Below are 11,353 nucleotides of genomic sequence, written 5' to 3' on the forward strand. Positions count from 1 at the left end.
GAGTTCGATGATGAGGCCGGAATGCTCGGCGATCGGGATGAAGCGCGACGGTTCTATGTCGCCTCGGGTCGGATGCGACCACCGCGACAAGGCCTCGACGCCCAGAATGGTGTCGCCGCTGCCATTGACGATCGGCTGGTAGAGGATACGCAACTGATCCGAACGAATCGCTTCGCGCAGGTCCCGCTCAAGCTGCTTGCGCTCGGAAAGGTCCGCGTCCATCGCCGCATCGTAGATGCACGCGCGGTTGCGGCCCTCGTTCTTCGCCCGGTAAAGCGCCATGTCGGCATAGCGCATCGCGTCGGCCGCGCCGTTTTCGGAGCGCCCGTCGATCAGTGCAATGCCGATGCTGGCGCCGATCAGGATGTTATGTCCATTGATCGAGTAGGGCGCGCAGATCGCGGAGATGATTTTGTCCGCCATGCGTTGCAGCGCGGTGATGTCGGCGCCGTCCGTGACGATGACCGCAAACTCGTCGCCACCGAGCCGGCTCACCAGATCCTCCGGACGCAGCAGCCCCGAGAGGCGCGCCGTGACGTTGCGGATGAGTTCGTCGCCGATCGGATGGCCGAGGGTATCGTTGACGTCCTTGAAGTGATCGAGGTCGATGTAGAAGACGGCCGCAGCGGGCGCGCCGTTCTGCACCTCCTTGATCACCGCCTCGAGGCGTTCGCCAAAGTAATTGCGGTTGGGTAGTCCGCAGAGCGGATCGTGCAAGGCGAGATAGCGCAGGCGCTGCTCGCCCTGGGCAATCGTGGCGGCGGTCCTGCGCATATAGCCGTGGATGAGGGCAGCCAACAACGCAAAGCCCGCGAAGGCGACAGCGATGAACGGTATGACGTTGGTTACGATCTCCGAACCCGGGCTCTTGGGCGTCCAGGTCAAGCTCATGACCGTATGCCCGTCATAATCCTTGAGTTCGTGAAGGTGCTCTCCGTCGGGCGCCAGCGCCTTTTCGGTGACGCGCAGGCCGCTGAGCTGGAGCCGCCCGCCGATTTCAGCGAGCAGGCTTTCGTCGATGAATTTCACTGCGACGACCAGCGGCGCGGTCTCGCTGGCCCCCCCGATTTGCTCGATCGGAGCGATAATGGCGGCTGCGACCGCGGCAGGGCGGCCGAGGAAGCGCTGAATGAGCGTGACGCGGCTGGGCTTGTCCGCATCGACATGGCGCCGCGGCTCGGAGATGCGAATGGCGCCTTTGGGTTCGTCGCCGACGCGGCCGCGAATGTAGTCCAGCGTCGGCGCAAGCTCCGGGATGATCGAATTGAACCAGCGCGGCTCCACGCTGTTCCGTCCGAGCAGCGCGTAGGTGAGATGGTCCTTGCCGTCGGTCACGAAGACGAAATCGTGGTGGAAATAATGCTTGAGCCAGAGACCGACGCGATTGTGTACCCAGTTCCGGTCGAACTGGTCGCGGATGCGTCGCACGGCCTCTTCGTTCGCACTGACGCTCTCCAGTTCGCGCAGGAGTTGCTCCCCGTGATTGGAGATGGCGCGCGACAGCAGGCGCTTCTCGTGCTCGAGCGCGACCTCGTTGGCCCGTTGGGCGGAAGTCAGGACAGCGACGATGATGCACAGGATTGCGACGGCAACGACAACGCTGATGGGTATGACGATGCTCAGCCGGGCCCGGTCCCAGCTTGCCTGCGCGCCTTGATCGGCCAAACGCGCGTTCGTCTCGGCCACCGCGACTGTTCCTTAACTGCCTGATTTTCGTGGGGGAAGCTACGGGGAAATGCTTGCCAATGGCTTGCACCGATACCGCACAACCGGGCGGTGTTGGCCAAACGGTTCTTAATCCCCGGGTATGTTCGCGCGGATGGTTAACCGTGAGTCAAACCAGCTTAGGCAATCGGGCACAGTCAGGCGTTGCCCGCATAAGGCGGACGTGGAATGGCCATGTGGGCCGCGCGCAGCGCTCCGGACCAACGCTCGCGTAAGTCGTGGAAATAGGGCTCGCCGGGCTCGATCCGATAGGACAATTCGGAATCACAGGCGTCCCGCCGGGCAACCAGGATGTCGATCGGCATGCCGACCCCGAGGTTGGACCGCATTGTCGAATCCATCGAGATCAACCCGATCTTCAGCGCGTCGTAGAGATCCACGCCATAGGTGATCGCGCGGTCGAGGACCGGTTTGCCGTATTTATGCTCGCCGATCTGCAGATACGGCGTGTCGGTGGTGCATTCTATGAAATTGCCCGCCGAGTAAATCATGAACAGCCGCATGCGCTCGCCCTTGATCTGACCGCCGAACAGGAACGAGACGTCGAACTTCACATCGGCCGCGGCGAGGGCGCGGCCTTCGGTCTCGTGGATGTTGCGCACCACGCGGCCGATGCGCTGCGCGGCCTGGAACATCGAGGGCGCATTCATGAGAGTTTCGCGCTCCCCGGTCTCCTTGTTCTCCACGCCCTCGATCATGGTGGAGACGACAGACTGGCTGAGCGACAGATTGCCCGAGGAGGCGATCGCCATGATCCGCTCGCCTGGCTGCTTGAAGACGTGGAGCTTGCGGAAGGTCGAAACATTGTCGAGCCCTGCATTGGTCCGCGTGTCGGCAATCATGACGAGGCCTTCGCGCACCAGGATTCCGCAGCAATAGGTCATTCTCTATCCAGTTGTTTCACGAGGGCTCCCGCGGCGGCGGCATTATCCCCATTCCCACTGACAGCAAAAGCCTTATCTCGGCCAGCGGGCTGGTTCAAAGGCCGACCGAGAAGAAAAGGACTGGCAGCGATCGCCTCGGGCAGGGCGCGAGTGCAATGGCCCCCGTCTCGACCGCCGGATAAACCATCGTTGCAGTGCAAAATGTCACAGGCGCCGGTCGGCGCTCGTTACTCCTGGCGCTGGAAGCCGCTCTGTTCGATCCGGATCCGGACGTCGAGTCCTTCACCTTCGCCACCGGTGCGCGAGCCGCGAATTGGCGCAGCGCTCAGATAGTCGAGCCCGACGGCGACGCGCAGATAGGCATCCGTTGCGCACATGCCGTTGGCCGCATCGAACGCGACCCAGCCCAGGCCGTCGACGAACGCCTCCGCCCAGCCGTGTCCGGCTTGCTGCCGATTGTTGCCGTCCGCGCGATACAGATAACCCGAGACGTAGCGAGCCGGAATGCCGATGCTGCGGGCGCAGGCGATGTAGATGTGGCTGATATCCTGACAAACGCCGCGCCTGATCGCGAAGGCTTCGGCCGCGGTCGTATGGACGTGGGTGGGATCGCCGTCATAGGTGACGGTCTCATGCAGCGTGTCGAGCAAGGCGTGCAACATGGTCAGCCGGTCCTGCGCCGAGCCCACCGTATCCCTGGCAAACGTCCGGATATGCTCGTTCGCCTGCGTCAGCGGCGTCTCGCGCAAGAACAACGAGGGCGGAAACGGTTCGACCGTTCCCTTGACCACACCCACCGTGTCCTCGATCTCCGCCTCGCCTTCGACATGGACCGTGAGCTGATCCAGCGGGCCTTCGGCGGTCAGGGTGTGGGAGATATTCCCGAAGGCGTCGACATGCGCCGTCAGCGGGCAATCCGCCGAGACATCGATCCGCCACTCCATCACATATTGGGACTCGGTGTTGCGCGGCGTGAGACGAAGCGTCTGGATCACCCCGGTCACAGGCCAGGAATAGCGATAGGTGGTGTCGTGCCAAACTCGAATGCGCATGGGGCGGGGATGCTGACGTTTTGGTTCGGCAAAGGCAAGCGGTGAAGCAGCGGTCCGCTCCGCCGTTCTTAGGGCAACGCATCAGGCAAGATATTGCTGGGTAATGGTGGCTCCGATCCGATTGTTGTCGGCAATGAATTCCTGGATGAACTCGTGGAGGCCGTTCTGGAAAATGTCCTCCATCTTGGTGTTCTGCAGGCGCGTCCGCACGCCGCGGGCGAGGCGTTGCGCCGGGCCTTGCCGGCCATAGGCGACGGCAATCGCATCGAGATAGCGCACGAGATTCTCGTAACAGCTCGCCAGAGACCGCGGCATTTCTTCCTTCAGGATCAGGAGATCGGCGACCAGCCACGGTTTGACATTGTCGCGATACACCCAGTGATAGGATGTCAGCGCCGACACCGATCGCAGGATGGCAGCCCACTGGAAATAGTCGAGCGGTCCTCCGACATGTTCATTGGCCGGGAGGAGCAGGTGATATTTGACATCGAGAATGCGCGCGGTGTTGTCGGCGCGTTCCTGATAGAGCCCGAGCCGCGAGAACCAATAGGAATCATTGCGCAGCATGGTCCGGTAGGCCGAACCATCGAAGCGTAGCGAGGATTCCTGCACCCAGCGCAGAAACCGTGACAATTCCTCCCGCGAGGTGGGTCCGTTTCCGAAGCGCTTCAGTTCGAGCCAGGTGCCGTTGATGGCATCCCACATCTCCATGGTCAGCGCGGTGCGGACCGCCCGGGCGTTGGTGCGCGCGACCTCGAAGCACGATCGGATGGAAGAGGGGTTGGCAGTGGAGAAGGCGAGGAAGTCGGTGACGTTCTCCTCGTTCGCCTCGTCATACATCGCGAAAAAGGCATGCGCGCAGCCGGCCGTCGCGAGCGCCGATTCCCACTCGTTGGTTTCGCCGATATAGGCGATCGGCAGCGATGTGAGGCGCTGTGTCGCCTCCAGGATGCGCGCAAGATATTCGGCACGCTCGACATAGCGCGCGAGCCAGTAAAGGTTATCGGCGGTCCTTGAAAGCATCAGCCGTCCAGCACCCAGGTGTCCTTTGTACCGCCGCCCTGGCTGGAATTGACCACGAGCGATCCGGCTTTCATCGCGACCCGCGTCAGCCCTCCCGGCACGATGCGGATCTTGTCGCGCCCGGTGAGCACGAAGGGCCGCAGGTCGACATGGCGCGGCGCGACACCGCTGTCGACGCAGGTGGGACAGGTCGACAAGGCGAGGGTGGGCTGCGCGATGAAATTCTTCGGATGCGTCTTCAGCTTCGAGCGGAAGATATCGATGCTCGCCTTGTCGGCAGCTGGTCCGATCAGCATGCCGTAGCCGCCCGAACCATGGACTTCCTTGACTACCAGCTGCTCGATGTTGTCGAGCACGTAGGCGAGGTGCTCTTCCTCCCGGCAGCGCCAGGTCGGCACGTTCTTCAGGATCGGCTCCTCGCCGAGAAAGAATTTCACGATGTCGGGCATGTAACTGTAGACCGCCTTGTCGTCGGCAACGCCCGTGCCGACGGCATTGGCCAGCGTCACGTTGCCGGCCTGGTAGGCGGCCATCAATCCCGGCACCCCCAGGATCGAATCCGGCCGGAATGCCAGCGGATCGAGGAAGTCATCGTCGATGCGGCGGTAGATCACGTCGACGCGCTTTGCCCCTTGCGTTGTACGCATATAGACCACTTCGCCCTTGACGAAGAGGTCGCGGCCTTCGACGAGCTCGACGCCCAGCTTGTCGGCCAGGAATGAATGTTCGTAATAGGCCGAGTTGTAGATGCCGGGCGTCAGCAGCACGACGGTTGGGTCCGCGGCCGCGCCGACCGGCGCCACCGACTGGAGCGTCGCCAGAAGCTCGTCCGGGTAATTGTCGACTGGTGCGACGCGATGCCGGGAAAACAGCTCGGGAAACAGCCGAAGCATGATCTCCCGATTCTCCAGCATGTAGGAGACGCCGGACGGTGTGCGCGCGTTGTCCTCAAGAACATAGAACGTATCGGCATCGACCCGCACGATGTCGATGCCCGCCACATGGACGTAAATGTCGTGCGGTACTTTCTGGCCGTTCATTTCCGGCCGGAAGACCGGATTCTGGAAGACCAGATCTTCCGGGATAACGCCGGCGCGCAGACATTCGCGCTTTCCGTAAACGTCCTTGATATAGGCGTTGATCGCCCTGACCCGCTGCTCCAGACCTCGGGTCAGTGTGCGCCACTCGTTGCCGGCCAGAATCCTTGGGATCACGTCAAATGGGATCAGGCGTTCGGTGGCGTCAGCTTCCCCGTAAACGGCAAAGGTGATGCCGATTCGCCGGAACAGGACTTCGGCTTCGCGCCGTCTGAAATCCAGTTCGTCCGGGCGTATCTCATTGAGCCACGCGGATAATTGCGAGTAGGCAGGCCGGATACGGCCATCCACCCCGTTCATCTCGTCGAACGCAACCGGCATGTCTCCGAAAGGCCCTCCCCAGCGGCCTGTAACTTTGCAAGCTTCGCGCCAGTTCCATCAGAAGGGAAGAGGCCAGTTAATTTTTGCTGTCGTGCACACGGAATAAGCGGGGAGCGTCGTCGGATGACACCTTTTCGCTCACGCGCTTGAGCGGGCCGGGCCCGCGCGGTACCAAGGCGGTCAAAGGGAGAGCGAGCGCCGATGAATTCGGTCGACAATGATACGCCGGTCACGGCGGCGATACTGGTTATCGGCGACGAAATCCTGTCCGGCCGGACCAAGGACAAGAATATTGGCTACATCGCCGAGTATTTGACCGCGATCGGCGTCGATTTGCGCGAGGTCAGGATCGTGCCTGACGTCGAAGACGAGATTGTCGCGGCGTTAAATGCGCTGCGGCATCGCTATAGCTATGTGTTCACCACCGGGGGTATCGGGCCAACCCACGACGACATCACGGCCGATGCCGTGGCGAAGGCCTTTGGCGTGCCGATCGATTTCGACCCGCGGGCGGTCGCATTGTTGCAGCAACGGTTTCAGGGTCCGGAGCTCAATGCAGCGCGGATGCGCATGACCCGAATTCCGCAGGGCGCCGACCTCGTCACCAACAAGGTCTCGCTCGCACCGGGCTTCTGGATCGGGAATGTGATCGTGATGGCCGGGGTGCCGACCATCATGCAGGCGATGCTGGACGAGGTCGGGCCGAAGCTGAAGACCGGCAAGCAGATGCTGTCGGAATCCGTCCGCGCGGACGCCCGCGAGGGCGATATCGGCACCGAGCTCGGCGAACTCGCCCGGCAGCATCCGGAGGCGAGCTTCGGAAGCTATCCGTTCTTCGACGACCGGACCGGACCGAACACCAATATCGTCATCCGGTCGCGCGACCCTGAAAAGCTCGCTGCAGCGACCAAAGCCGTGCAGGACATGCTGCGCGAGGTGAAGGCGAGGCTGAAGGCGGCGGGCTGACCGCGCGGCCTGAAGCTTTCGGCCGTGAAATCGCCGTGAAGCTTGCGCGTGATCGCGAGGATGACGCGACGAGGCACCGCCATGAGCAAGCTCGATCGTCCGAGGCGTGACGTGCTGATGATGGGAGCGGGCGCGCTTGCCGGCTTCATCATGACCGACCTCGCCAGGCCATCCGGCGCGCTCGCACAGCGGTTGCAGCCGACGCCGCAATGCGGAGACGAGACCAGCACTACCCTGTCTCAGACCGAGGGGCCATTCTTCAAGCCGAAATCGCCGCTCCGCGCCAACCTGCGGTCCGCGCTGAAGGGCACGCCGGTCGAATTGACCGGCTTTGTCCTGACCCGCAGCTGCCAGCCGATTGCGGGAGCGCTGGTCGATCTGTGGCATGCCGATGCCAATGGCGAATACGACAATCGCGGCTTCCGCGGCCGGGGACACCAGTTCACCGACACACAGGGGCGCTATCGATTTCTGACCATCAGGCCGGCGCGCTATACCGGGCGGACCGCGCATTATCACGTCCAGGTGCAGGCGCCGAACGGGCCGGTCCTGACCACGCAGCTTTATTTCCCGGGTGATCCTGTCAACCGGCGCGACGGGCTGTACCGGCGGGAACTGGAGATGACGTTCAGCGGCGCCAATGCCCGCTTTGATTTCGTGCTCGATATAACATGAAATCTGGCGATTTTTCTGTGGATCGGAGTGGTCCGGCGTTGGCAGCCTGTCGTAGCCGGGGCATGGCGGGAGCGTGGCGGGGGACCAACCATGATGATGAGCGAAACAAATCCAACCTCACCGAAGCATTTTCCGGTGTCGTGGGATCAGTTTCATCGCGATGCACGGGCGCTCGCCTGGCGGCTCGCATCGACCGGTCCGTTCAGCGCCATCATATGCGTGACAAGGGGTGGGCTGGTGCCGGCCGCCATCGTGGCGCGCGAGCTGAATGTGCGGCTGATCGAGACGGTGTGCGTCGAGAGCTATTCCGGATCGGGCGTCGGCCGGCAGGGCGAGTTGCGCGTTCTGAAAGGGATCGCCGAGGCGGTGACCAGCGGCGAGCATGGCGGCGGTCAGGGTGTTCTGATCGTGGACGATCTCGTCGACACCGGTAAGACCGCGCGGGTGGTACGCGACCTCGTCCCGAAGGCTCACTTTGCAACCGTCTACGCCAAACCGATGGGGCGTCCGCTGGTCGACACGTACATTACTGAAGTGTCCCAGGACACCTGGATCTTCTTCCCGTGGGATACCGGGCTCGCCTTCATGCCGCCGATCCGCGAGGGCGGCTGAGCTTGCGGCGACGCATGGCCTGCGCCATGGTGCAGTGCGTTTTCCCGGCAAGCGGACGTGGCGGAATGGTAGACGCAACGGACTTAAAATCCGTTGAGGGTAACCTCGTGAGGGTTCGAGTCCCTCCGTCCGCACCAGGCCGGTCGAACAAAGAGCGCACCGGGTTTTTGCCAAAATCGACCGCTAACAATCGCCGGATGGTCTGGGGCCTACAACTGAAGCATTTGCTCGTGGGGATTGGACTGTGTCTTGCGGCGGGCGGCTGTGCCAGTCAGCAGATGGCTGAGTATGTCGCCAAACCGGGAAAGTTCCGATTCAATAGCTGCAAACAGCTGGATCAGATCGGCGCGAACACGCTCAACCGGGAGCGTGAACTGGCCGCGCTGATGGAAAGGGCGCGGCAGGGAGCGGGCGGCGAACTTGCAGTCGCCATCGCCTATCAGCAAGATTACACGCTGGTGCTCGGCGACTTGCACGAAATCGAGCAGACCGCCGCCGAACGCAATTGCGAACTCAAATTCCGGGCGGCAGCCGCCGAGAGGGCCGAGCGAGAGCGCGCCGAGCGAGAGCGCGTCAAGCGCTAAAGGTTGATGGAACTTTTCCAGGAACGTGTCATTGTAGCGCCGTTCCTGTCGACGGCGTTTTCATCCATCAATCGAAAGGGGAGCGGCCATGGGGCCCCTGATCAGCATTCTCATCACGTTTCTGGTTGTCATTCTTGTTCTTTATCTCGTGAACATGCTGCCGATCGATGGCCGCGCCAAGCAGATCGTTCGGATCATCGTCATCATCATCGGCGTATTGTCGCTGCTGAAATACCTCGCCGTCTTCTGACGCCAGCATAGCGTCATAGCCTGACGCGGCGCAGGCGCAGCGCGTTTCCGACGACGCTGACCGACGACAGCGCCATCGCGGCGGCGGCGACAATCGGCGACAATAACAAGCCGAATGCGGGATAAAGCACGCCCGCGGCGATCGGCACGCCGGCCGCGTTGTAGATAAAGGCGAAGAAGAGATTCTGCCGGATGTTGCGCATCACCATCTCGGATAGATGACGCGCACGCACGATGCCTGTCAGGTCGCCTTTCAGCAGCGTCACACCCGCGCTTTCGATCGCGACATCGGTCCCGGTCCCCATTGCAATGCCGACATCGGCCGCGGCGAGGGCCGGGGCGTCGTTGACGCCATCGCCCGCCATCGCGACAACGCGGCCCTCGCGGCGCAGCTTTTCCACGACAGAAGCTTTCCCGTCCGGCAGGATTTCGGCTTCGACGGCATCAATGCCGAGCTTTTTGGCGACGGCATTCGCCGTAATGCGATTGTCGCCTGTAAGCATGACGAGGCGGATCTTCTCGGCGCGAAGCGCTTCGAGTGCCGCCGCGGTCTCCGCCTTGATCGGGTCGGCGATCGCGATCAGTCCGGCCAACGTGTCATCGATGGCAACGAACACGACGGTCGCACCGTCGCCGCGCAGCCGGTCGGCCTCGGCAGAGAGACTTGCGGTGTTGATCCTCAGGTCGGCAAACCACTTGTTTTGACCGATGGCTATGCGCCGTCCGTCGACGTGTCCGGTGACGCCCTTGCCGGTCGGAGAGTCGAAATCCTGCACCGGCGTCAGTTGCAGTTTGCGATCCCGAGCGGCCGATACGATGGCCAATGCGAGAGGATGCTCGCTCGCAGCTTCCACGCTGGCCGCAAGCCGCAACACTTCGTCCTCGCTGAAACCGGCCGCGCCGACGATGGCCGTCACCGCCGGGCGGCCCTCGGTGAGCGTGCCGGTCTTGTCGATCACCAGCGTGTCGACCTTTTCCATGCGCTCGAGCGCCTCGGCGTTCTTGATCAGGACACCCGCCTGAGCGCCGCGTCCGACGCCCACCATGATCGACATCGGTGTTGCAAGACCGAGCGCGCACGGGCACGCGATGATCAGGACGGATACCGCCGCGACGAGACCATAGGCAAAGCGCGGCTCCGGCCCGAAGGCCCACCAGGCTGCAAACGCGACGATCGCGACAACGATTACCGCTGGCACGAACCAGCCGGACACCTGATCGGCGAGACGCTGGATCGGCGCGCGCGACCGCTGCGCCTGCGCGACCATCTGCACGATCTGAGCGAGGAGGGTATCGCGTCCGATGCGCTCGGCGCGCATCACGAATGAACCGCTGCGATTGATCGTGCCGGCGATGACCCGGGCGCCGATTTCTTTCGTCACTGGCATCGATTCTCCGGTGACCATCGATTCATCGACAGTGGAGCGCCCATCGACGATGGTGCCATCGACCGGCACCTTTTCTCCGGGGCGCACGCGCAGGCTGTCACCGACGGCGATATCCTCGACGGGAATGTCATGCTCGCTGCCGTCGTCGCCGATTTTGCGTGCCGATTTCGGCGCAAGGTCGAGCAGCGCCTTGATTGCGCCGGAGGTTGCGTCGCGCGCGCGCAATTCCAGCACCTGCCCGAGCAAAACGAGCACAGTGATGACTGCGGCCGATTCGAAATAGACCGCCACCGAGCCGTCATGGCCGCGGAATGTCGGCGGGAACAATCCCGGCGCGAAGGTGGCGATCACGCTGTAGAGCCACGCAACGCCGGTCCCGAGCGCGATGAGCGTGAACATGTTGAGGTTGCGGGTGACAATCGATTGCCAGCCGCGCACGAAGAAAGGCCAGCCGGCCCACAGCACAACCGGTGTCGCCAGCGCGAACTGCACGATGTTCGACCAGGGCTGTGGCACGAGACCATGCCCGCCGATCAGGTGCGAGCCCATTTCCAGCGCAAAGACGGGAAGGGCGAGCGCCAGTCCGACCCAGAATCTGCGGGTCATGTCGGCGAGTTCGGGATTGGGACCGGTATCAGCCGTTGCGAGCTCGGGTTCGAGCGCCATCCCGCAGATCGGGCAGGATCCGGGCCCGATCTGGCGGATCTGCGGATGCATGGGGCAGGTGTAGATCGTGCCCTCCGGCACCGGCTCCGCCTGGCGTTTTTCCGGCGAAAG

At 62.8% G+C, this 11,353-nt stretch carries 11 protein-coding genes and 1 tRNA gene; 6 read left to right on the forward strand and 6 right to left on the reverse strand.

Features of this window, described 5'->3' with window-relative positions; genetic code table 11:
* The 5 genes from VN004_RS18300 to VN004_RS18320 form a co-directional block, all read right to left on the reverse strand.
* Positions 1-1,686: putative bifunctional diguanylate cyclase/phosphodiesterase (locus VN004_RS18300; protein ID WP_325613083.1), on the reverse strand; the 1,686-nt coding region annotated here is incomplete at its 3' end.
* Positions 1,687-1,862: 176 nt separating this feature from the next.
* Positions 1,863-2,609 carry a peptidase gene (locus VN004_RS18305; RefSeq protein WP_325613085.1) on the reverse strand — a complete coding sequence of 249 codons (747 nt, stop codon included), beginning with the start codon at positions 2,607-2,609 and terminating at the stop codon, positions 1,863-1,865.
* Between the two features lie 227 nt (positions 2,610-2,836).
* Positions 2,837-3,661, reverse strand: a complete 825-nt coding sequence (locus tag VN004_RS18310; protein ID WP_325613087.1) for a transglutaminase family protein — start codon at positions 3,659-3,661, stop codon at positions 2,837-2,839.
* Between the two features lie 81 nt (positions 3,662-3,742).
* On the reverse strand, positions 3,743-4,684 hold the full coding sequence (locus VN004_RS18315; protein ID WP_325613089.1) for an alpha-E domain-containing protein: 942 nt from the start codon (positions 4,682-4,684) through the stop codon (positions 3,743-3,745).
* Positions 4,684-6,102 carry a circularly permuted type 2 ATP-grasp protein gene (locus VN004_RS18320; RefSeq protein ID WP_325613092.1) on the reverse strand — a complete coding sequence of 473 codons (1,419 nt, stop codon included), beginning with the start codon at positions 6,100-6,102 and terminating at the stop codon, positions 4,684-4,686. The genes VN004_RS18315 and VN004_RS18320 overlap by 1 nt, the downstream gene beginning before the upstream one ends.
* Positions 6,103-6,303: 201 nt before the next feature.
* Between VN004_RS18320 and VN004_RS18325 the strand changes: the two genes are divergently transcribed.
* From VN004_RS18325 to VN004_RS18350, 6 genes are all read left to right on the forward strand, one after another.
* On the forward strand, positions 6,304-7,068 hold the full coding sequence (locus VN004_RS18325; RefSeq protein WP_325613094.1) for a competence/damage-inducible protein A: 765 nt from the start codon (positions 6,304-6,306) through the stop codon (positions 7,066-7,068).
* Between the two features lie 81 nt (positions 7,069-7,149).
* A complete protein-coding gene (locus VN004_RS18330) occupies positions 7,150-7,743 on the forward strand; it encodes an intradiol ring-cleavage dioxygenase (protein WP_325613097.1) in 594 nt (197 codons plus the stop codon).
* Positions 7,744-7,839: 96 nt separating this feature from the next.
* On the forward strand, positions 7,840-8,355 hold the full coding sequence (gpt, locus tag VN004_RS18335) for a xanthine phosphoribosyltransferase (protein WP_325613110.1): 516 nt from the start codon (positions 7,840-7,842) through the stop codon (positions 8,353-8,355).
* Between the two features lie 51 nt (positions 8,356-8,406).
* Positions 8,407-8,492, forward strand: a tRNA-Leu gene (locus tag VN004_RS18340).
* A 30-nt stretch (positions 8,493-8,522) separates the two neighbouring features.
* A complete protein-coding gene (locus tag VN004_RS18345) occupies positions 8,523-8,939 on the forward strand; it encodes a hypothetical protein (RefSeq protein WP_325613100.1) in 417 nt (138 codons plus the stop codon).
* 88 nt (positions 8,940-9,027) lie between these two features.
* Positions 9,028-9,189 carry a Thivi_2564 family membrane protein gene (locus VN004_RS18350; RefSeq protein WP_325613104.1) on the forward strand — a complete coding sequence of 54 codons (162 nt, stop codon included), beginning with the start codon at positions 9,028-9,030 and terminating at the stop codon, positions 9,187-9,189.
* 13 nt (positions 9,190-9,202) lie between these two features.
* Here the strand turns inward: VN004_RS18350 and VN004_RS18355 are convergent.
* On the reverse strand, positions 9,203-11,353 hold a 2,151-nt coding region (locus tag VN004_RS18355; RefSeq protein WP_325613107.1), incomplete at its 5' end, for a copper-translocating P-type ATPase.

It is taken from the genome of Pseudorhodoplanes sp., from assembly GCF_035565855.1.
GTDB lineage: Bacteria > Pseudomonadota > Alphaproteobacteria > Rhizobiales > Xanthobacteraceae > Pseudorhodoplanes.

Coding starts and splice junctions, on each gene's coding strand:
- VN004_RS18350 (WP_325613104.1), top strand. CDS start 9,028: ATGGGGCCCCTGATCAGCATTCTCATCACGTTTCTGGTTGTCATTCTT.
- VN004_RS18315 (WP_325613089.1), bottom strand. CDS start 4,684: ATGCTTTCAAGGACCGCCGATAACCTTTACTGGCTCGCGCGCTATGTC.
- VN004_RS18310 (WP_325613087.1), bottom strand. CDS start 3,661: ATGCGCATTCGAGTTTGGCACGACACCACCTATCGCTATTCCTGGCCT.
- VN004_RS18305 (WP_325613085.1), bottom strand. CDS start 2,609: ATGACCTATTGCTGCGGAATCCTGGTGCGCGAAGGCCTCGTCATGATT.
- VN004_RS18325 (WP_325613094.1), top strand. CDS start 6,304: ATGAATTCGGTCGACAATGATACGCCGGTCACGGCGGCGATACTGGTT.
- VN004_RS18320 (WP_325613092.1), bottom strand. CDS start 6,102: ATGCCGGTTGCGTTCGACGAGATGAACGGGGTGGATGGCCGTATCCGG.
- VN004_RS18330 (WP_325613097.1), top strand. CDS start 7,150: ATGAGCAAGCTCGATCGTCCGAGGCGTGACGTGCTGATGATGGGAGCG.
- gpt (WP_325613110.1), top strand. CDS start 7,840: ATGAGCGAAACAAATCCAACCTCACCGAAGCATTTTCCGGTGTCGTGG.